General features: G+C 47.5%; 16 protein-coding genes. 4 read left to right on the forward strand and 12 right to left on the reverse strand.

What is annotated here, in order from left to right:
* Position 1 precedes the first annotated feature (1 nt).
* The 6 genes from KW844_RS18940 to KW844_RS29445 all read right to left on the reverse strand — a co-directional run bounded on the left by KW844_RS18940 (position 2) and on the right by KW844_RS29445 (position 12,830).
* Positions 2-3,580, reverse strand: a complete 3,579-nt coding sequence (locus KW844_RS18940; RefSeq protein ID WP_218378351.1) for a SusC/RagA family TonB-linked outer membrane protein — start codon at positions 3,578-3,580, stop codon at positions 2-4.
* Between the two features lie 119 nt (positions 3,581-3,699).
* Positions 3,700-4,857 carry a FecR family protein gene (locus KW844_RS18945; protein WP_218378352.1) on the reverse strand — a complete coding sequence of 386 codons (1,158 nt, stop codon included), beginning with the start codon at positions 4,855-4,857 and terminating at the stop codon, positions 3,700-3,702.
* A 73-nt stretch (positions 4,858-4,930) separates the two neighbouring features.
* Positions 4,931-5,533 (reverse strand): RNA polymerase sigma factor, encoded by a 603-nt coding sequence (locus tag KW844_RS18950; protein ID WP_218378353.1) that lies wholly within the window; start codon positions 5,531-5,533, stop codon positions 4,931-4,933.
* 69 nt (positions 5,534-5,602) lie between these two features.
* Entirely contained in the window at positions 5,603-7,726 is a 2,124-nt protein-coding gene (locus KW844_RS18955) for a family 43 glycosylhydrolase (RefSeq protein WP_255578525.1), read from the reverse strand.
* 8 nt (positions 7,727-7,734) lie between these two features.
* Entirely contained in the window at positions 7,735-10,320 is a 2,586-nt protein-coding gene (locus tag KW844_RS18960) for an alpha-L-arabinofuranosidase C-terminal domain-containing protein (protein ID WP_255578526.1), read from the reverse strand.
* Positions 10,321-10,418: 98 nt separating this feature from the next.
* Complete coding sequence (locus KW844_RS29445) at positions 10,419-12,830, reverse strand: mechanosensitive ion channel domain-containing protein (RefSeq protein ID WP_218378355.1); 2,412 nt, start codon at positions 12,828-12,830, stop codon at positions 10,419-10,421.
* Positions 12,831-13,495: 665 nt separating this feature from the next.
* Between KW844_RS29445 and KW844_RS18970 the strand changes: the two genes are divergently transcribed.
* The 4 genes from KW844_RS18970 (at position 13,496) to KW844_RS18985 (ending at position 16,183) form a co-directional block, all read left to right on the forward strand.
* On the forward strand, positions 13,496-13,975 hold the full coding sequence (locus tag KW844_RS18970; protein WP_218378356.1) for a hypothetical protein: 480 nt from the start codon (positions 13,496-13,498) through the stop codon (positions 13,973-13,975).
* Positions 13,976-14,197: 222 nt separating this feature from the next.
* On the forward strand, positions 14,198-14,728 hold the full coding sequence (locus tag KW844_RS18975; RefSeq protein WP_218378357.1) for a hypothetical protein: 531 nt from the start codon (positions 14,198-14,200) through the stop codon (positions 14,726-14,728).
* The gene (locus KW844_RS18980) at positions 14,718-15,515 is read left to right on the forward strand and encodes a sensor histidine kinase (protein ID WP_218378358.1); all 798 of its coding nucleotides are present in this window, start codon (positions 14,718-14,720) and stop codon (positions 15,513-15,515) included. Before KW844_RS18975 ends, KW844_RS18980 begins: the two co-directional genes overlap by 11 nt.
* Positions 15,512-16,183: a response regulator transcription factor gene (locus KW844_RS18985; RefSeq protein WP_218378359.1), complete on the forward strand. Its 672-nt coding sequence runs from the start codon at positions 15,512-15,514 to the stop codon at positions 16,181-16,183. Before KW844_RS18980 ends, KW844_RS18985 begins: the two co-directional genes overlap by 4 nt.
* 53 nt (positions 16,184-16,236) lie before the next feature.
* Here the strand turns inward: KW844_RS18985 and KW844_RS18990 are convergent, their stop codons facing one another.
* The 6 genes from KW844_RS18990 to KW844_RS19015 form a co-directional block, all read right to left on the reverse strand.
* Positions 16,237-16,791 carry a GNAT family N-acetyltransferase gene (locus KW844_RS18990; RefSeq protein ID WP_218378360.1) on the reverse strand — a complete coding sequence of 185 codons (555 nt, stop codon included), beginning with the start codon at positions 16,789-16,791 and terminating at the stop codon, positions 16,237-16,239.
* Between the two features lie 36 nt (positions 16,792-16,827).
* Complete coding sequence (locus KW844_RS18995; RefSeq protein WP_218378361.1) at positions 16,828-17,484, reverse strand: response regulator transcription factor; 657 nt, start codon at positions 17,482-17,484, stop codon at positions 16,828-16,830.
* Positions 17,485-17,486: 2 nt separating this feature from the next.
* Complete coding sequence (locus KW844_RS19000; protein ID WP_218378362.1) at positions 17,487-18,275, reverse strand: sensor histidine kinase; 789 nt, start codon at positions 18,273-18,275, stop codon at positions 17,487-17,489.
* A complete protein-coding gene (locus KW844_RS19005) occupies positions 18,233-18,895 on the reverse strand; it encodes a hypothetical protein (RefSeq protein WP_218378363.1) in 663 nt (220 codons plus the stop codon). Before KW844_RS19005 ends, KW844_RS19000 begins: the two co-directional genes overlap by 43 nt.
* Before the next feature lie 9 nt (positions 18,896-18,904).
* Positions 18,905-19,540, reverse strand: a complete 636-nt coding sequence (locus KW844_RS19010; RefSeq protein ID WP_218378364.1) for a hypothetical protein — start codon at positions 19,538-19,540, stop codon at positions 18,905-18,907.
* Positions 19,541-19,726: 186 nt separating this feature from the next.
* Complete coding sequence (locus KW844_RS19015) at positions 19,727-21,385, reverse strand: glycosyl hydrolase family 18 protein (protein WP_218378365.1); 1,659 nt, start codon at positions 21,383-21,385, stop codon at positions 19,727-19,729.
* Between the last annotated feature and the right edge of the window lie 127 nt (positions 21,386-21,512).

Genomic DNA, 21,512 nt, shown 5'->3' on the forward strand with positions numbered 1-21,512 from the left:
TTTAGAGCGTTAAGTGAGCACCAATGGTGATGGCTTTCTGATTAAATGGCATCGCGCTGGAAGCACCGGTGGCAGTGCTGTTGGAGAATTCAGGATCAAGACCATATTTATTTCCTTTCCACAGCATCACGTTGGAAAGTTGCGCCCGGAATGAAAGTCCTTCCGCGCGAAGCATACGCAGCACTTTATTAGGCACCTGATAAGAGAGGGTAATATCCCTTACCTTGATGTATGAAGCATCCACAATATTTACATCTCCCTTAGTATAATAAGCCGTATACCTACGGTTACTACTGGTAGATGCGTTGGCAATAAAGCCTGGAATATTGGTGAATTTTTCATCACCAGGCTGCCTCCAGCGATTGGCAAATTCTTCATGGATATTACCACTTCTGAAATTCAGCGCTGAAATATTCACCGTGCCTGAGTACAGGGTATTCACACTTCTGTACATCACATTACCCATATTGAAAATGGCATTTACCGATAGCGTAAAACCTTTGTAGTTAAACATATTGGCGAATCCACCACTCCACAATGGCTGGTACACGCCTTTGAACACGATATCTTCCGGTTTAGTCACATTCTGCGCCTTTGTAACTTTTCCATCGGCCAGCTGTATTTGCGGATCGCCCATGGCATCCAGTCCTGCGTATTTATAGGTAAATACAGAGAATGCAGGATAGCCCACCACGTAGTTTTTTCCAATCAATTGATCACCGCGTGTAACCGGTGCCGTTAGTAATCCCAGGTTCGTCAGTTTATTCTTATTATAGGAGAGATTCAGGGTACTGCTCCAGATAAAATCCCGCGTTTGCACGTTAATGGAATTGAGCGCTACGTCTATCCCTTTATTGTTCAGCGAGCCGACGTTACCATAGATGTAGTTAGTGCCTGCCAGCGGATTCACCGGCAGGTTGCCCAGCAGGTTTTCGGTATTCTTCTTATATAAATCAACAGATCCGCTCAAACGACCGTGCAGCACGCCAAAGTCGATACCAAGATTATAAGTTTTAGTGCTTTCCCAGGTAAGGTCCGGGTTGCTCAGCGTGGCAATCGCCAATGCTTGTCCACCTGGCACATACCGTACAATGGAAGGGTTAAAAATATCATAGGAAGATGCGGACCCTGGCCTTGGCGACATTCCCGTAAGCCCATAAGTGGCACGTATGCTCAGCGCATCTATCCACGTGAGCTGCTGAATGAATCCTTCGTTGGCCATGTTCCATTTACCGCCTACACTCCATACCGGCTTACGCTGTGCGGATTTATTCAATCCAAACAGGTTACTCTGATCATTTCTCCAGCTGGCGTTCAGATTGTACTTACGGTTAAACATATACGCCATATTGCCGTAGTAAGAAGTAAAACGTGATAACGGCACTGCTTCAGACTCTCCAAAGTATGCACCACTCTCACTATCACCGGCCGATAACTTAGAGCTTACCTTATCAATCTGGTTCGGCATGATCGGGTACATCACTCCGGTTGTCGTCAGCGTTTTGTAGTCCAGAACCGGAAAGGTTTGCATGTCCACATCATAGCCATACACCGTACTCCTGTTCATAATCGTTCTTTGCTGCTGTGCTTCAGCACCTGCCAGTGCTGTCAGCTGATGCTTTCCCCCCAGCCAGTTTTTATCATAGTGCAATTGATTTCTCACCACCCAGTTATCCAGGGAAGAATTATACACCGTATACTTACCGCCTTTGGTAGGCATGTTATAGGTAACAGTTCCATTGCTGGCTGCCACAGCGTAATTCAGTATGTTTACACGTTGCAGGTAATTGCTAACGTCATCGTACAAACGACGTCTGCCAGATTCCTTAATATATCCGTACATACCTTCAAAGCTGAGCCCCTTGTAAAGTTTCACTGTAAGGCCGGTATTAAACCTGCCGCTGAAAGTATTGCTTTTCGTATAGCCGGTGTTGGCATTCTCTATCGGATTATAGTTCATCCCGATTTTACCGGTTTTTTCAATATCAGGTCGCTGCCTTTCGCTCAGGTAGCCCATAAACGGCATGTCGATGCTGTTGCCATTTTCATCTCTGAAAAGCTGGTAAGGGATATAACGGTTATCGGCAGTGATGGAGCGGTTTTCCGAAGTATTGTTATTTGTAAGGTCTGCGCTCACAAATACTTTCAGCCATTTATTAAAACTGAAATCCTGACGGGTATTCAGCTTAAAAGTCTTATCGCTGCTGCCGGGAGTATAGGACTTATTATCGGTATAGGAAAAGGAGTTATAGAACTGATGTTTTTCGGAACCACCGCTTACAGATACTGTTTGGTTCGTAAGCAGGGCGGGGCGGTATAAGTCACCAATGGAAGAAAGATTATTGATGCGGGAAAGGCTGTCCAGCTTGGCGTTGCCTTGTTCCTGGGTTAGCACACCGCGACTGATATCATATAATATCTGCCGGTCTGGCGCCAGGCCATACACGGAGTTGAGCGGATCGTAGGTGGTTGCACGGGTATAAGGCATGTACACCGGATCAAACGCGTCTTTAGCCGCCTGGATATACTGGCTGCTGTTCATCATGGGAAAGTAGTCGTACTGTGGTTTTCCCTGGAAGCTCACGAAACCGTCGTAGCCTACTTTGAGTTTACCGGCTTTCCCTTTTTTGGTAGTGATAACGATCACACCGTTAGAGGCCCTTGCGCCCCAGATGGAGGCCGCAGTGGCATCTTTCAAAACGGTGATATCGGCCACATCCTGGGGGTTGATGGTGGATATCCGGCTAACGTCGATGGCTATACCGTCTACTACCACGAGCGGGTTTTTATCGGAATTAATTGTATTCAAACCGCGGATGAGAAAAGTATTTCCATCGGTGGTGGCACTGGGTGAGTTGTTGATCACCAGACCGGGGATCTGACCATCCAGCCGTTGCAGAATGTTCATACTCGTTGAACGTTCTGCAATGACTTTCATGTCGGGCTTGGAATAGGAGCCGGCGCTGCGCTCTTTTGAAATGGTTTGGTAGCCGGTGGACACCGCTACATTCACTTCATTGAGGGCCGTCACCTTGGTACGAAGTGTAATAGTTGCCAGGTCGCCTTTCCCGTTGAGTTTTATTTCCATGATCTCCACGTTCAGGCCTGAAAACAATAGTACCCCGTTGGGTGCTACGTCGTTGATGGCAAAACGCCCATCGCCGCTGGAAATAGCACCTTTGGACTTCCCTTTTTCCTGGATACTGACGCCGGAAACGGGGTTTCCATTTTCATCTTTCACCACCCCTGCTACATCTATCATGGAAGCGACGCTGGTATCTTTCACCACCACGGTTTTAGCCACTATTGCATAGGTCAGGGGTTGATTTTTGAAGATGATACGCAGTACCTCCTGCAATGGCATCTCTTTAACATCCAGTGATACAAGTGATGCTTTGCTCAGCATGGCATCATTGTAAAAAAACTGGTAGCCGCTTTGCCGCTTCAGTTCCGGCAGAATTTTAGAGAGTGATAACTGCTTACCGCTCATGCTGATGGATTGCGCAAAAATTGCGGGTGCGGATAAAATTAGCACTACCAACAATACCATGGCATTCCATCCTTTTTTGCCTGGCTGCATAGCCCGATTGCCCATTTTTTGCGGACAGGTTGTCCCCTTAGCAGTTGACTGCATACTTTTGGTTGGTTTTAGACTTATAAAATTTTGGTCGAATACGGTGCGTCGGCTTGTTCCGGATACTACCTGGATAACACCGTTAATTTTCTTCCTTCCAGTTTGAAATGAATTCTGCTCATTTCAAGAATAGTCAGTAATTCTGTTAGTGTGATGGAGCGGCTGAAGCCACCGGTAAAAGTATCGGTTGGTTTGGCGCCGTCGTACACGATTTCAATATCATACCATCTTGCTACATCCTGCATTACATGGGTCAGGCTTCGGCTTTTATATTCAAAGTTGCCGTCTTTCCATGCGGTGGCTTCCGAAATGGCAGCATTGGCATTTACCTTAATATCATTGCCTGATAAAACAGCTTGTTGCCCTGGCATGAGCACTTTGTTACTGCTGCCGTTGCTGACTCTTACAGAACCGGCTACCAGCGTCACTTCCAGCCCACTTTCCTCTTCATAAGCTTTTACGTTGAAAGATGTTCCTAATACGGCTATACTAATTTCATCATTTTTAACGGTGAATGGTCTGGCTGCGTCCGCAGTGATTTCAAACCATGCTTGCCCATGTACCTGCACTTCCCGCCTGTCTGCCGGGAAGCCTACCGGATAGGTAATGCTGGAGCCGGCGTCGAGGATCACCAGTGATCCATCGGATAGTCGCAGCGGGTATTGCTGGCCCCTGCGGGTGGTAAGGGTATTATAAATTATTTTTTCGGGAGATGTTACCGCTCCGCTATAGGCAATGGTTCCGTTCACTGCTGATACCTGAGTACTTCCCTGTACCAGCGATAACTGACTACCGGCGCTGTCCAGCGGCACCACCGTGCCATCCGCAAGCGTAAGCGTAGCACCGGTTACCCCGGGCATCACATCATTTTTATAGGAAGCATTTACCACTTTAGCCAGGGGCATCGCTGTTTTTTGCTGATGCAGGAAGTAGAAAACTGCACCACCTAATAATAAAATGGCGGCGGCAGCGGCAGCCCACAGCGGCTGTAAACGGCGCACCTTTGGCTGTGGTTTAGCCAGTATACGTTGCAGCGTTTTTTGCCCGTCTACACCGGCGCTCAGGTCCTCCTGCTGCCACCACTCCTGCATTTGGTCCGATAAGAAGCCGGTTTCCCCATGGGTAGCCACCAGTTGCCAGAACTCCTGCAACTCCGCAGCGGAGGCTTCTCCACTGGCATATTTCCCGAACAAATACTGTAATCGCTTCAACTGGTCAGTCATCTTTAAAAAAGTGGCTTATATATTATAGACGCATATAAAAGAGGCAGGAGGTATCGGCAAAGAAAAAAAAGTGCTATTTTTTTGACTCCATATAAAAATACAGTAGCAGCGCGCCTTCCACGCCTCGCTTATGCAAAAATTCCCTGATGGCACTCAGGGCGTTCGACATTGTTTTCTTAACTGTTTGTGTAGAAAGATTCAGTTGACTGGCTATCTGCTCATGGGTGAGGCCCTGCTCCCGGGAAAGGGTAAACACCAGCTTCCGCTGCGGAGAAAGTTGCCGGATGGCTTCCTGCAGTAGCTCCCGCGTTTCGCCTTCCAGCAGCTTATCGGCGGCATCATCCACCTGGGCATGCTCCATTTGCTGGGCCACATACTGCTGCATCTTACGCTGACTCGCCGTATAACGGAAAAAGCTAATAGCTTTATTATAGGCCACTTTGGACAGGAAGGCATCCATATGCTGTATTTCCGTAATCAGTTCACGGCCTGTCCATAGTTTAGTGAAAATATCGTAGAGTAGTTCTTCTGCTATTTCGTGGGATTTGGTCATCCGCAGCAGGTAAGTATATACTTTATTCCAATAGCGGTTATACAGGACCGTAAAGGCCTGCTCATCCCCCTCCGCAATTAGGCGCAAGATCTCAATTTCACTATAGTTGGAATCGGCGGACATAGTCGGGGATAAAAATAGTAAAAATATTCAATCCCTTAGAGCCGGCATTTCTGCCGGCCCTACTATCCATTACCTTGTAATTCCCTTATGCGTGGGCACTACCTCCCTTATACTTCCATCTTCATTAAAATACATCCGGTCAATACACACCTCCCTGCTGTATCCCGCAGCCCGCCCCCAATGAATGCCATTCGGATAGTTGAAGCGATGGTAAACAATATACCACTCGTCTTTTCCCGACACCTGGATAATAGAATTATGCCCTGTGCCATAAATGCCGGCAACAGTATCCTTTGCAATTACCATATTGTTTGCCGGCACGTGAATAGGCCCAAGGGGCGAATCCGCCGTACCATAGCGCACCCGGTAATCCTCACTGCGTGTGTCATTTTCGGACCAGAGGAAATAATATTTACCGTTGCGGTAAAAAACAGTGGTTCCTTCCCGGAAAGTTTTATCAGGTGTAATCAGTTGCAGCGTGCCCTCTTTTAATGACCGCATGTCGTCAGAAAGCTCAGCGGCTGCCATATACCCGTTACCCCAGTAGAGGAAATATTTATTACTCACCGGATCATGAAAAACCTCGGGATCTATCTCCTGCCCGCGGTTCACACCTGCCGGATGCTTATCGATCAAAGGATACCCGATATCTTTAAAAGGCCCTTTTGGATCATCGCCAATTGCTAGTCCGATCTTTTGCTCTCCCGTATAATAATAGTAATATTTGTAGGCGCCGCCTTCCTTCCGCTCAATAATACAGGGAGCCCAGGCCTTGCCATGGGCCCAGGTTACATCAGTTTCCAGGTCCAGTACTTTTCCTTCATCCTTCCAGGTCACCAGGTCAGGCGAAGAAAAACATTTAAAATAAGTGCCCGACCAGCCCGCAAATCCATCACTGGTAGGATAGATATAATATTTCCCGGTTTTAGCGGAATACAGTACATCCGGATCAGCATAGAATCCATCCAGTACGGTGTTGTTATTGGCAACCGCCTTTACAGACCACGTTTCGGCAGGTCTCCCCTTAATACTTACCTTATAATCAACAGCACCTTTCGAAAAATCAGATTTACCTATCCTCGTAATGCTCACCCCTGGCACCAGCTGAAACATAGGCTGCATCCGCTTCAGATCCGTTCCGGGTTTTACCATCACCTGCACCGTACGCTGCAAGGTATCCATTGTAATATTCAGTTTTCGAATGCCAGGGTCATGAATAGTCCCCATGAAACCTGCTGCTGTGGCATATTTCGACACCAGTCTCGATAATTCCGTCGCAGTAATCGGCATCACTGTGCCATGCCTCGGTTGAAAATCCATGCTCACTTCCTTATCCACTACCTCAAAATGTTGCAGATCTTTACTTTTGGTGAACTGGTATTTCCCGGTGGTATACATGTCGTACATGAGGATGTACCCTTCGTTGTTATTGAGTTTAAACACACCGCTGCCTTCCACGGGATTCTGCGTTTGCTGTACCTCACCGGGACGAAGCTGGTAACCGCCATTCACGCTATCGGAAACGGCTACACGAATACCAGGATGCCCGTCCTCTGTTTTAAAAAACAAATAGTAACGATTGTCTTTTTCCACAATATCCCCATCGATGCAGGCGCCGTTATTCGGACTAAAATATAGTTGCTTAGGCTCGGTGACCAGGTCCGTAAAGTCATTGTTTGCATACGCGTAATAGATCTTATCCGCATCCTGTCCATGTTTCATGGACCAGTACACCATATATTTCCCGGCCTTCTTATCATAAATCGTTTGTGGCGCCCATACACGCAGCAAACTATCATTCCCGCTAAATCGCTGCTGGATATTGACCACAGCAGATTTCCAGTTAATCAGATCGGTAGATTTCAGCAGTACCATGGCCCTGTTGCTGTTCCAGCCGTTGGCAGATACCATGTCCGTTACTACCATGTAAAACGTTTTGCCATCCTGCCCGCGGAGGATATGCGGATCACGCACACCACCTGTAGAACTGATTACCGCAGATGATATCACAGGTTCATTGTTATGGAGAGACCTGAACCGGTATCCATCGGTACTGATGGCGTAACGGACAGCTTCTTCACTTTTTCGGTTGCCGGTGAAATACACAAACAGGTAGGCACTGTCGGAGTTGGCTGCCAGCAAGGTTGTTGGCGCTAATATAATTGTGACAAGGAAAATTACTAATCGCTTCATACGTGGCATCAGGGTTTAAATTTCAGCACCGTAAGTGAATAAGGTGCCAACGTCAGGTTAGTCTTTGTTTTAAGGGAGATGTTAGCCGGTACTGCTTTCGCACCTGTACCAGCAGGATCACCGGAAAGTTCCACCTTTTCTGCTTTCACTTCCTGCGATAGCATACCCGACAAATCTATGCTGGTATTGGTTTCCACCGGCAGCATGTTCACCATCTTCACGATCACCTCTCCGGCTTTATTACGGGTAATGGAGCTGGCAAAGCGCTTGCGCACTGCCTCTGCGCCATCAGAGAGTGTAACCGTTCCCCGTATATACGTGGTACCGGCATATTTACCAAACAGGTGCTGCACCTCGTAATTTACAGTTGTTTTTACATCCTGGTTGTTGAAGTAGATGAGATCCGGGCGCCATTGGGTATGGCCTTCTTTGGCCAGCAGCGGCGCATACGATGCCATGGACACTACATCCCCGTTGCGTTCCACACTGGTGAGGTACAAGGCCTCAGCCAGGGCCGACTCCAGGTTGTTCACTTTTCCGGCAGCATGTGCTGCGTATTCACCCAGGTATACTTTGGATTTTTTGCGGTCATATTTATCGTAAAAATCCTGGTTGTTGATAAACCATCCCGGAGGCTGGTAGTAATGTTCATCCACACAGTCGAGCTGCAACGCGTCCGCCAGCTTCCAGCCTTCCTCATAATCCGTTCCCTTGCAAAATGGTCCTACGGTTCCTATGATGGTGATCCCCGGATATTTTGCCTTTACGGCTTTAATGATCATAGCATAGCGTTCTTCAAAGATATCTGTGATCAGGTCCTCATTACCGATGCCGATGTATTTTAAATTAAATGGTGCCGGGTGGCCAGCTGCCGCTCGCTGCTTGCCCCAGGTAGTGTTGATGCTGCCGTTGGCATATTCTACCAGGTCCAGGATATCCTGGATATAGGCAGGCATATCTTCCATAGGTATACCGCCTTGCTGTCCGCCTCCGCCGGTGCCTGAATTCTGGCAAGGCACGCCGGCAGCTATTACGGGCAGCGGTGCTGCACCAATGTCTTCGCAAAACTGGAAGTATTCGAAATAGCCTAGTCCGGCCGACTGATGATACCCCCATAAGTTGCGCTGTGGCTTACGTGCCTCCAGTGGCCCGATGGTATTTTTCCATTGATAAATGTTAGCGAGTCCGTCCCCATGTGCTACGCAGCCACCGGGAAAGCGCACAAAGCGCGGGTGCAGTGCGGCAATGCTGGCGGCGAGGTCGGCACGGAGGCCGTTGGTGCGCTGCCTATACGTTTGTTGTGGAAACAGCGAAACCATATCAATAGCGCTGGTGCCGGGTTGCAGGGGTTTGATTTCCAGGTGTGCCTTAGCGTCTCCGGTGGTGGCGGTGAGTACCGTAGCTTGCCTGCTCCAGCTGCTGCCGTTAAAACGTAGGTTAGCGCTGGCAAGCACCGTACCGTTTGCGGCAACCAGGCTTACAACATATGTTACCTGCCTGCTGGCTAGCGGCCTGGCGAACATGGAAAAATAATATTTGCTGCCCGCTGGCACATTGATACCGTCAAAGCCACTGTTTTGCAGCGTACCAGCGGGTTGTGCGGCCGTCAGCACTGCATAGTGCCTGTTATTTTCGTGAATGGCATGGGTGCTGTCTACGGTAAATTGCAGCCCGTTGGCAATCCAGGAGTGCGTACTGTTCCAGGTTTTATCACGGTAATCCTTATCGGATAACGAGTATTCAAAATCGCGGTTTTGAATCAGCTCTGCATATAAGCCACCATCGGCAGCGTAGTTAATATCTTCGAAGAACACGCCCATGAGCATGTCGCTGATAGGCTTTGCCTGTTGTGGCTGTGCAATGATGCTGGCCTGTAAGGTTTTCAGTTTGGCAAAACGGGCGGCATCGTTGCTGGTACTTTCTGCATCCTGCTGTTTGCTGAACTGTTCTGTTTCGTAGGTCCGTAACAGTTGTTCCAACATGCTCCACGGCACGCGGTGTAGTTGCCCATACCCCTTTCCTGTAGGCAATTCCAGCTCAATGCTTGGGTTAGATACCGGGGTAATTTCTTTTGGATTCGTGTAGTCTTTAAAGTTAGTAGTGGTGATTTGGAAAAACTGTTGGGTACTATCGTTATAGGTTATCTGGTAGACATTGGTGCTGTTGTTATACGACACAACAGGATTCCTGAAGTTTTTCCCCTGGGTTACAGCTGGGTAGCTCTGGCGCCCCCAGTAGGTGAGGTTTTCAGAGGAAGCGTGACCGAATGCCGGCACGTTTTCATTGAGCGACCATACCAGCTGCCACTGTCCTTGTTTATCGAAAAACAGGAAAGGCTGCATCATACGCTTTTCACTCCCCCATCGGCCATAGTCGCAGCGCACATAGCTGTGCTCGTTGCCTACCGGCGTCCAGTGTTGCTGATCAATGCTCCATGCAAAGTGCAAACCGTTGTGATAATTGTTTTTAGCGGTGCTGTAAGAAAACAGGTATACAGAATCCGGGTGGCCCGGCTGTATACCTGCGGTGGTGTTGTTGGTTGCTATAAAAAATGAAATAATTGTAAAAAAGACTTTTAAAAATCTATTATTCATAACGCTTATGGAATAGGTAAATAACGTGTTAAATTGGTAACACTAAAATAGACTTTTATTTATAATTGTCAATATTACATTTATAAGCGGTTATGAGTTTATTTTTCCGGAGGTAGGTTATTGAAGATATGCAAGTCGGATTGCGGATAAGGAATGGTAATACCATTTTCTTTGAAAACCTGTTGTATACTCATAATCAGCTGACTCTTCACCGCCTTGGGTGTACGTATACCCATCGTCCAGAAGTATAGCTGAAGCTGGATAGCACTTTCATCAAAGGAATTTACGAATACCAGCGGCGCTGGCAGCTTCACCACCTGAGGATGTTCCTGCATCAGCGTTAATAATAATTTTTCCGCTGTCTTAAGGTCGGTATCATAGCCCACCCCTACCACTATTTCATTGCGGCGGAGGGCATTATTTTTACTCCAGTTAATCAGGTGATCATTGAGCAAATCTCCGTTAGGAATGGTGACCTGGGCGCCATCCACCGATTCCAGCACACTGCTGCGGAAGCCTACGTTTTTAATAGTTCCGGTTTTCCCTTTTACTTCCACCAGGTCCCCAACATTCACCGGTTTTTCAAAAGCCAGTATTACGCCACTCACCAGGTTATGTACAATAGTTTGCAACCCAAAGCCCACGCCTACGCCCAGTGCACCCAGCACAATCATCACTCTGTCCAGCGGAATACCGGTAGCGGCAAAGGCCAGCAATACCCCCATTACAATGATGGCAATGCGGATCAGCAGCAGCCAGCTGCCTAGTCCTGGCTTATTTTCATCCTTCGCACTGGGTCCATCGGAGGCAAAAAACGATACAATTCTTGAAACTACGGATGACAATATCAATATACCAAAGAAAGCAAGCAGGTTAAAGAAGGAGAAATTATAACTACCCAGGGTTCGCTGCTGAAACAGAAAGTCCAGTATAGGCGCTGTTACCAGCTTGAACGCATAAAAGTTGCGTGCAAACAGGATGAACCAACCTATTACGAGAAACACATAGAGAAATGAAGGCGCCTTCTTACCAACCACATCAAAATTGATAAAAAACAGGCGGCGCTCCGGAATTTCGAAAATATCTGATGCCAGGGTTAAAGCTTCATTGATCAGTCGGACAGTCCAGAGAAAAGTAATTGCTACAATTACACTGATAAAACCACTCGTCATCAGTGCTTTTGCCAGATTATATCTCCCGTAAATATTGGCCGGCACCGACAAACATTCAATCACCACGAGGTAAATAATAAAATATATGATGGCTTTTTCCCGGAGAACTTCCCTTCTTCCCTTGAATAAAAAAATCAGCCCCCAGGCAGCACCGGCAACTGCCAGCAGCAACATGATCCAACGTTCTGTTCGACTCGCCTGCAACAACAGGTTATCGGCACATGCCAGGATAAACAGCAAACACATACCTACCCAAAACACCATCCAGTAGCGGGTGATATAGCTGCCAAATAATATGGTCAGGCATACGGCAGTACTCACCCAGATGATGGCGCTGAAAATAAAGGGAGGATTAGGAAAAATAAACTGAAAAATACTTAGCACCACAATCCATGCGGATACTACCGGCATTTTAAGTACCAGGTATTTTTTTTGATCCTCCTTCGGAATATGACCGTTTCTGACCTTATTCTTCAGCGATCGCAGGAAAACGATGGCAAAAACCAACAGCAACAATATCACACCCAACAAGGCAGCATTGTTACGCAGGTAAAAACTCAGGATTAACTTCCCCTTTTTCCATGACTCTGTCACAATATCCTGAAAAGGCCTGGAATTAATGGGTGGCTCATGGAGATAACTCACCTCCTTTCGAAAAGTATTAGCTGAAAGCTGCCGCTCAAACTGATCGATCTGCTCCAGGGCAGATTGCAATTGGTACACCAGTAAATCCGCTCTCATTTTCGACAGCTGCACATTCTTCAGCCCCTGGGTAAGCGTAGTTTCTATCGGATGTACTTCCGTGGCGGCTACCACCAGCTGCTGCAAATACCCCATGAACTCTGCTGAGTCCTTTGATAAAATGTACAGCCGTGGATCAGAATTTAGACTATCAAAAGTATTTCGATAGGTAACCAGTTTGTTTTTGATCTGTATTGCCTGCTGATCCCGTTTCTGGGCACGACTCAGCAACTCATGCAGCAGCTTATAGGAAGAGGTCAGGTTTCTTTCTGTTTGAGTGGAACCTTTATTGGTGAGTATCCCATCAATGGCGATATTATATTTTACACGGAGGTCCTTTATTTCATTATTAATCCCAACAGTATCAATGCCCGCTTTCAGATAATCGCGGGTACCGCGGATATTCTTAATCAGGGACTCCAGCAGTAAATCCTGTTGCACAGATACCTGATGGGTTTTAAACGTTTCCGTACTGGTACCGGCCTCTTTTAGCAGGAGCGTACGAAGTGTATCCGTTATGTTTCGGATACTGTCCTGTGGCGGGGCAATGGCGCTCGCTTCTTCCAGGCCCACCCCAAAGCACATGAGTACAAGCACTAGATAAATTAAGCGAGTCCGCAGCAGTCTGGATTCCAAAATAATAGGTTTTATGGTAAAAGATACTAAATATCTACTGGTTATCATGCTGTTCAAGGCTTTTTGGGTATATATTATTGCGGGGAGATGTAAAGGAATCCAGGCAGGCATTCACAAGAAAAGTTAATGCCATTTATTCTTCATTTACAATATCTTATCAGCATCTACATATAGCCATCCCCGTTAAATACCGTTAAAACACGGTATTGCTCCGGTTGTTTTCCACATTGTTAAATGTCGGGCGCAATTTTACATTTGGCACCAGAACCGAAACTACTGTTACTAAAATACTGAGAGATGAAGTTTTTTCTCGTTTTACTGCTGTTTGTATCCATACAATTGGCGATGTACTCACATCATCCGAGGTCTGTTTTCCCCGATTATAATTCTTATGTAGTTCCTTACAACAAACTGGAGGTGGCTGCTGTTTCTGATTCGGAAACAATGGCTGTCCATTTCACTGGGTCTGATCAATATTTTCCTTATCCGGCGCTATCATATTAGCGCAGTGTATCGTTCCCCAAAGATGCGGGCGGTGCTCCTGTGCTCTAATAGTGGGCACCACCCTATTTCGGAATGCAATTAACAAACAGTATTATACAACCAATCCCTAAAACTTCAACTTGATGGAACAACAATTTGAACCCGGTAAGGAAATCAACCTCGAAGAGGCCCGCCGGATTATGGAAGCACGTAAAAGCTATTACCGTAAAATGGAGCTCGGACTGCGGATTGCCACCGGCATCCTGCACGACGAGGCAGTTACCAACTATTTTCTCAGTTCGCAGAATTCGTTTAAGTTTACCAGAGAAGAACTGCAGCAACTACTCAACAGTGGTGCTGATTATTTCAGTGTGGTACAAGGCGCTCATCCGGAGGCCAGTCCTAACTTCAAAATAGGTGAGCCAACAGTAATGATCATCCCTTGCCTGGACCCTGTTACCAAGGACATGAACGCCGTTCAGGAAGGCGGCATTATCCTGGAGGCCACCGGCATGAAGGACGGGGCTATACATGCAAAAGCAATAGTAGCTGCCGGCGATCCGCCTTATGTGGGCCTGGAACATCCGCCAGCCACTAACGTGACCCAGATTAATAATGTCTGACGATGATCCGCAAATTTCGCCGGAACTTCAGTATTTTGCGTAACCACGCCCCCAATTGCGTACTATACCAATGGCCTTATGCATCTACAGGAAGTCTTGAGCGAAATTTCGATCTGGATTGTAATATGCCCGCTACTGTTGGGCATTTATTGTATCAGATCCACGTCAGCAGATACCAGAATTATAATGGGGATAGTAGCGCTTGCTACTATCCCTCAGCTTATGAGAGCTTTCGTCCTTAAAGGCCCCATGCTGAATACAACATACAATCTGTACACTTTAGCAGAGATAGCACTTATAGGCTGGCTTTTATACCCTAAAATTATCAATAAACGCCGGCAACGGCTATTTATCATCACAACGTGTTTAGTAACACTCTTCAATATTGGCTTGGTCAGCTGGAGCGGGTTGTCGGCCCGGTTCCTCAGCGAGGCCGTATCCGTCAACAACCTGGTGTACACCGGATGGATACTGCTCATCATCCTCGATCAGTACGAAGTAACGGACGGGATTTCTCCTTCCCAGCCTTTCTTCTGGTACCTCACCGGGATCTTGCTGTACGCTCCCTGCACCATGCTGGTATTTTCATTATGGCAGTATATAAAAGTTCACCCGGATTCAGTTATTACCCAGCTCTGGGTGATCCAGAGTATTTTTAACATCACTATGTATGGCCTCTTCACCATCGGAATATGGAAGGATTATCGTGTAACCACTGCCAGCATAGCACATCATCGTGGAAATGGAAAATGACATCATCTTAAGCATCGTAATGGCCACCCTGCTGTTTCTCCTGCTGATCAGCTTTATCATCGCCTTCTGGATGATATACCTGCGCCGCAGGGCCGCACACCAACAGGAAAAACAGCAATTAAAATCCACCTACGACCAGGAGCTACTCCGGGCGCAGCTGGAAATTAAAGAACAAACACAAAAAAATATCTCTCAGGAAATTCACGACAACATCGGGCAGGTACTCAGCCTGGTTAAACTCCATGTGAGCACCATGGATGCCGCCAATACCAATGACCTGCATGAGAAAATTACCGACTCCAAAAAATTATTGACCAAAGCGATTCACGACCTGCGTAATCTTAGCCGCAGCCTGGATACCGACCTCATCGCCGATAAAGGCCTCTGCGCCGGAATAGGCCAGGAAGTAGAAATTCTGCGCCGCACCGGCGCCTTTGAAATCGAATTCCATATCGAAGGGAACCCCGTACGCGTGGAAGCCAATAAAGAGTTAATACTATTTCGTATATTTCAGGAAGTTTTAAACAACATTATCAAACACGCGCAAGCCACCTCCATCCGGATAATGCTTGATTACCGCCCCGATCAGTGCCTCATGGAAATCGCAGATAACGGTAAAGGCATCTCCTCCAAACTGCAACAACAGGAAACAAGCGGCATAGGCCTGCGCAGCATGTATAAACGAAGCAGCCTTATCGGCGCAGCCATGCAAATCACAGATAATGTGCCCAGCGGCACCATCGTGACGGTCAACCTGCCCTACCTGCTTCCACAACAAATCATATGAACAAAAAAATAAGCATAGTACTGGTAGATGATCACGTGCTATTCCGTAAAGGCCTCGGCACCCTTATCGCCAGTTTTGATGACTACCACCTGCTGTTTGAAGCCAATAACGGTAAGGAACTCATCAATGCACTGTCGCCCGAAAACCTGCCGGACATCATCCTGCTTGACATCAACATGCCCGAAATGGATGGCTATGAAACCTGCCTGTGGCTAAAGAAAAATTATCCGGGCGTGAAAGTGCTTGCTCTTTCTATGTACGACAATGAACAATCCATCGTACGCATGTTTAAAGCCGGCGCTAAAGGATATATCCTTAAAGACAGCGAACCCTCCGAGCTGCGCGAAGCCATGAGCTCCCTCATCCACAAAGGATTCTACTATTCAGAAATGGTCACCGGAAAGCTCATCCACTCCATCAACGAGGCTGAAGAAGAAGGCAACACCACCCGGTTCGCAACCAACCTCACCGAAAAAGAAATCACTTTCCTCAAGTTGGTATGCACAGAGCTGACCTATAAGGAAATTGCCGACCAAATGTGCCTCAGCGCACGTACCATCGATGGGTACCGCGATAACCTGTTTGCCAAGCTGCAGGTAAAAACAAGAGTGGGGTTAGTGACGTATGCACTTAAACACGGAATCGTGTTATTAGATAAATTACCATAATAGCACTGGGCAAAGAGCCACCAGGCTCTTCGCCCAGCGCCTATAGCAATGTGCTATCTTCCATACTCTGCTTTCAGTAACGCATACACGTGCATATCCTCATACATATCACCACGGCGTTGCCAATCCCGCAACAGCCCTTCTTTTACAAAGCCAAATAGATCCAGGATAGCCGTTACATCTGATTTCAGATTTACCACTTCGGCCTGTACACGATGCAGCTCCAACTCCTGATAGGCGTAATGCAGCACCGCATGCATAGCCTCCGTCATAAAGCCCTTTTTCCACCAGTTGCTGGAAATATCAAAACTAAAAGCGGCCCGGTTGCTGGGATTAAACTGATGTAAGCCAATGGTACCAATTACCTGGCGGCTGCCCTGGAGTATCATAGCCCAGCGAACCCCTTCTTTTTCCTTAAAGGCTTTGTGATAATGACGAATCAGCTCCATAGCTTTGCCCATGGTAGAAAAAGGTTGTACATGGTAAAATCTTACCACATGCGGATCCGTGAAAAGGAAGTAAATGTCCTCGAGCATGTCCATTGTTACCGGCTCCAATAGCAAACGGTCTGTAGTCAACTGCGGGAATACGTCGGGCAGTTTATTCATACGTGCAATCAGTTTTATAGTACGCTTAAATATAGGTCAGAGCGAAATTAACTCATTCCGCAGCGCAAATAAAACTAATCCTGTCCGTGATTTTATATGGAACCGCTGAAAAATTTCCTGGCGGTAGTTATCTATGGTATGTGGACTCAGGTTCATCTGGTCTGCAATTTCCTTATAAGTCAGCTCTGAGCAGCATAACTGCAGGAATTTCAGCTCATTGTTGCTTAACTCCAGTCCGGCGCCACTGGTAGCATTATTTTGCAGGTTACGCAGCAGTCGCAGGGTCACAAGGTCGTTCAAAAAGTGTCCATGCTCCCGAATGGTTTTGATGGCATTGAGCACTTCCAGGGCCTTGGATTCTTTCAGCAGATACCCGCCAGCACCGCTGCGTAGCATACGGATGATTGCTTTATCATCTTCCCGCATGGAGAGCGCCAGGATATGCATTTCCGGATAGTGCTGCCTCACCCATGCAGTTGCGGCAAAGCCATCCATAACGGGCATGGTTATATCCATAAGGATTACCTCCGGAACAGCGCGCGCGGAAGAGAAGCGCTGCTGCATATCCCGGCCATCGGACGCTTCGAATATAATGTCTAACTCAGGAAATTCAGAAAGCAAACTTATCAACCCTTGTCTAAACAGGGTGTGATCGTCAATAATCGCTATGGGAATCGGTTGGGAAGTATTCATGGTTATATGTAAGGAATTGAAATGGCGACCTGGGTACCGGCACCCGGGACAGAGTGAATATTAGCTTCTCCCCCGATCATCCCCGCTCTCTTATGCAGATTATGCAAACCCATGCCCTTCTGTTGCTTCAGCACTTCGTTTACATTAAACCCAATACCATCATCGGAAATAGAGAGCAGCAGCCGCTGGTGACTATAATCTAAATTAATACGAATTTCCTTTGCCTGCGCATGCCGGAAAATATTATTGAGCGACTCCTGAAACAGCCGGTATAGCATCGTTTCCTTATCCTTGCTAACAGGGATTTCCGGCACATTGTGGCTATAAACCACCTGGTATTGCCGGGCTTTTTCCATCCACTCCAGTTCCAGGGCTATGGCCGCCACCAGACCACGATTGATCTGCTCTTCTCCATGCAGCAGGCGGGCCAGCGCCCTCACCTCCTTCACGGAGCGCTTGGCAAATTCCTCGGCCGCACCGATCTTTTCCTGGGCCTTTTCCCTGTCATCCAGGTTCACCGCACTCAAAGTCATAATGGTAAGCCCCAGCAACTGCCCAATATTATCATGTAGATCCAGCGCAATGGTTTGCAACGTTTGCTCCCTCACCTCCATCTGCGATTTCAGCAGCTCATGCTCAAACGCTTTTTTAAGCTCCTCCTTTTCTTCCATATACTTCTTCTTTCGCTTGTTATACAGGGAGATATAAAATATCAGGAATAACGGGGCGATGAGAAAAATAATGGTTATCAGACTAAAGAGGAAGAGGAATTCCTTTGACGAAATCTGCATAAGAACGAGTATGACCAACAGCAATATAACAATACATTCAGAATATTGAAAACTATGTAACGCAGCGGAAACGGCAAACTCATAATAGCACCGGATATGAGGAAGTCGAAAAATACATTGGAAGCCGTACTGCCAAAATAATAGAGCAAGGTGCCGCTCACCCACCAGAAAGGCGCATGCGTACTGAGTTGCAGGTATGCCTCATCCCTGATCACCAGCAAAAAGTAGTACAGGGAAGTAATAATAAATACTATCGACATCACTGAGGCAGAAATATTCGCAAATACGTTCCACCCGCGTATATACGTTTCCGTTATAAATATCACCCACAACCCAGCCAGGATGATATAATACCATTTATTGGACGTTACATACGGCTTGAGGTTAAAGTACAGAAAGGACCAGATAACGGTCAGCTCCAGATACTGATATACATTATATAGCCAGGTATTGCTGACGTGCAGGTGTTTACGGAGGTAGATCCCCGTTATTTCGGTCAGGCAAACAAGGGCCAGGTAAGGAATCATGAGCCTCCAGGCGGCGGATTTGTCGCGATGTAGACAAACACACGCCACCAGGAAGCAAATGAGTTCAATCGTGGTATTAACGGTGAAGAGCATGTAATATTTTTATTCCGTTGCCAGCAGCAGGGCACCTTCAAGTGGGCAGTCGCCCGGAGGACATAACTCCCCTTTATTTTCCGGGGTAACACTACGCAGGATAGTTTTCCCCTTCACCAGCTTACCACTGGCGTCTGCCGGCAGGTAATCGACATGGATTTTCCTGTTGTGGCCATTCACCACTACAGCGGAATCGTGGGTGGCCACCATGATGAGGGTGGTTTTGTTCCAGTATTTTTCCGGAGGGATGGCTTCGAAATTTTGTCCCTGCTCGTGGTAATTGTCGTTGTAGGCGGCCAGGTAAATCCGGATGCCAGACAAGCTGTCGGAGCTGTGAAGAATAGAATCCATCTGGGCTATTTCTGCTACAGGAAACCATACACAACGGGTATCGGCAATACTATCCTGACCATTCCACTGCCCCGTAATGCTATCATGCACATACCCATGAATAGGTGTAACCCTCCTGCCATAATTCTGGATATACGTTTTGGCGGTGGCTGGATGCAGGTCCACTCCTTCGATGGTGACTACAGGATCTGGTTCATAGTGATGCTTAATATCTTCTTTCATAAGGAAATAGGTCGCTCCTGCGCCTACTGCGCAAGAGAGTACGCCAACTAATATGGCCTGGGATAGTTTCATGTGTGCAGAATTTTCAGCAATCTACAGGAAGCGGGGGACATTCTTGCAGGGATATGGCTACAATAAAAAAGTGAAAAACAGCTTTTGTTTTCAGGGAGAGATAACAGTATAGCGATGCTGCATAGTTCCGTAAATGCACAAGCCCTCCACATGGGAGGGCCTGTACCTGCTGGGATTAAAGAAAGGCTATTGAACTATTATTTTTTGCGTGTATACTTTACCGTTATGACTCACTTCCAGAAAGTAAGTTCCGGCAGGCACGCTGGCTACCTTCACGGAGAAGCTGCCGCTGGTTTCCTGCTGCTGCACTACTGCCTGCCGGCCAGCGCTGAGGAGCACTGCCTTAACAGGCGATTTACTGTTATAATCCGGCACTTTTACGAAAATATTACCTCCTGCAGCCACCGGGTTCGGATAGGCGCTGAAGTTAGTAATTGCTGGCTTACCTGCCGCTTCGGTTGACATAGCCGACAGTGTAACGGCGGATGTTTTTTCATTCAGGCCGGTAGTTTGTGCGATTATGGAACCTACCACATTACCTACCACCGTGTAATTAAAGGATTCCCAGCCGCCGGCCGTAGCGCGGTTGGCATTCATGGGGGCGGCGCCATTCTCAGAGCTCACATATAAATTGTTGCTGGCCCTGAGTGAAATAGTGCCATTACTGTTAGCTACCCAGGTAAATTTCTCCCAGTCCTGTGAAGTGGTACGGTTGGCATTCATTGGCTGGGTGCCATTTTCAGACGATACATATTTGGCCATGGAGCGAAGCGCTATTTTGCCGTTGCCGCCATCCAGTACAGAAAACTGTTCCCAGCTGCCATAGGTGGCGCGGTTGCAGGTCATGGCGGTAGTACCGTTTTCGCCGCTTACATACAAGTTGTTATTACCACGCAGGGTGATCACTTTACCGATGGGAGCCGGATTTCCACCGCCACCGCTGCGGGCCACTACCACTTCATGAATGGCGGACAGCAGGGAATTGGCGCCGGTAGCGTCCTGGGAAAGCTCCCAGATCATGACGCCACTGCCCTGATCAAAGGCCAGGTTAGTTTTTGCTTTGATGGTAGGAATACCGTTGTAACCTACGTTGTCAAACACGTCCGCATTAGGACTGGCGCCCCTGGCCAGCAGCTGCGCATAGGACTCCCAGGTAGGGCGGCCATAAAACGGCACGCCCAGTACCAGTTTGGAGGCGGGCATGCCGCGGCCCAGCCAGTAGTTTACCGACTGTGTAGCGTAGGTATAGGTAGAGTGGTCAAAACTATTATAATCATAAGCCATGAGGGTGTAGTAGTCCACCAGTGCGAAAGCGCTGCTGAGGATACTGGCTCCTCCTGTGCCCACCAGCGCGCCGGTGAGCAGCTTGCCCTGGTTGTGCATGGCGGTGCTTAACTGCGTCATCAGGGAAATATAATTATTGGCAGAGGCGCCTGCGTCTGGATATTCCCAGTCGATATCCACCCCATCCAGGTTATACTGGTTCACGAAGTTGACCATGTTATTGACAAAATTGGTGCGATAGGTAGCGTTGGCAGCGAGGCCCTCGAAGCCGCTGTCGTTACCATCGTTCCAGCCGCCTACGGAGATCAGCACTTTTACATTGTTTGCATGTGCAGTAGTAACAAGGCTTTGCAATTTGCTTGGATTTTCAATTGCCTGCAGGCCTCCTGTTGCAGTGGGTAACAGGAATGCATAATTGACATGGGTTAATTTGCTGTATTGCACAGCACTTACACTTCCGGCCCAGGACGGCATGTAGCCCACTACTCTGAAAGGTGTTTGTGCGCTGGCTGTCAACAGACAGCACAGCAGGAAAAACAAACTGAATAGATTTGCTTTCATAAGGGAATTTTTACAGTGAGTAATAAGAAAGAAGGTTCGCCGCAAATGTATCAGAATCAGTGCTGGGATCATATTTATCGAGTACTACATTACTACGTCAATGGGGAATATTATTGGTACATTTGGC

The organism is Chitinophaga sp. sic0106 (genome assembly GCF_019219075.1).
In the GTDB taxonomy this organism is placed as follows: domain Bacteria; phylum Bacteroidota; class Bacteroidia; order Chitinophagales; family Chitinophagaceae; genus Chitinophaga.

Bases quoted from the DNA above. Each gene is read 5' to 3' on its own strand.
- KW844_RS18940 (WP_218378351.1), bottom strand. From the start codon at position 3,580: ATGCAGCCAGGCAAAAAAGGATGGAATGCCATGGTATTGTTGGTAGTG.
- KW844_RS18945 (WP_218378352.1), bottom strand. From the start codon at position 4,857: ATGACTGACCAGTTGAAGCGATTACAGTATTTGTTCGGGAAATATGCC.
- KW844_RS18950 (WP_218378353.1), bottom strand. From the start codon at position 5,533: ATGTCCGCCGATTCCAACTATAGTGAAATTGAGATCTTGCGCCTAATT.
- KW844_RS18955 (WP_255578525.1), bottom strand. From the start codon at position 7,726: ATGAAGCGATTAGTAATTTTCCTTGTCACAATTATATTAGCGCCAACA.
- KW844_RS18960 (WP_255578526.1), bottom strand. From the start codon at position 10,320: ATGAATAATAGATTTTTAAAAGTCTTTTTTACAATTATTTCATTTTTT.
- KW844_RS18970 (WP_218378356.1), top strand. From the start codon at position 13,496: ATGGAACAACAATTTGAACCCGGTAAGGAAATCAACCTCGAAGAGGCC.
- KW844_RS18975 (WP_218378357.1), top strand. From the start codon at position 14,198: ATGAGAGCTTTCGTCCTTAAAGGCCCCATGCTGAATACAACATACAAT.
- KW844_RS18980 (WP_218378358.1), top strand. From the start codon at position 14,718: ATGGAAAATGACATCATCTTAAGCATCGTAATGGCCACCCTGCTGTTT.
- KW844_RS18985 (WP_218378359.1), top strand. From the start codon at position 15,512: ATGAACAAAAAAATAAGCATAGTACTGGTAGATGATCACGTGCTATTC.
- KW844_RS18990 (WP_218378360.1), bottom strand. From the start codon at position 16,791: ATGAATAAACTGCCCGACGTATTCCCGCAGTTGACTACAGACCGTTTG.
- KW844_RS18995 (WP_218378361.1), bottom strand. From the start codon at position 17,484: ATGAATACTTCCCAACCGATTCCCATAGCGATTATTGACGATCACACC.
- KW844_RS19000 (WP_218378362.1), bottom strand. From the start codon at position 18,275: ATGCAGATTTCGTCAAAGGAATTCCTCTTCCTCTTTAGTCTGATAACC.
- KW844_RS19005 (WP_218378363.1), bottom strand. From the start codon at position 18,895: ATGCTCTTCACCGTTAATACCACGATTGAACTCATTTGCTTCCTGGTG.
- KW844_RS19010 (WP_218378364.1), bottom strand. From the start codon at position 19,540: ATGAAACTATCCCAGGCCATATTAGTTGGCGTACTCTCTTGCGCAGTA.
- KW844_RS19015 (WP_218378365.1), bottom strand. From the start codon at position 21,385: ATGAAAGCAAATCTATTCAGTTTGTTTTTCCTGCTGTGCTGTCTGTTG.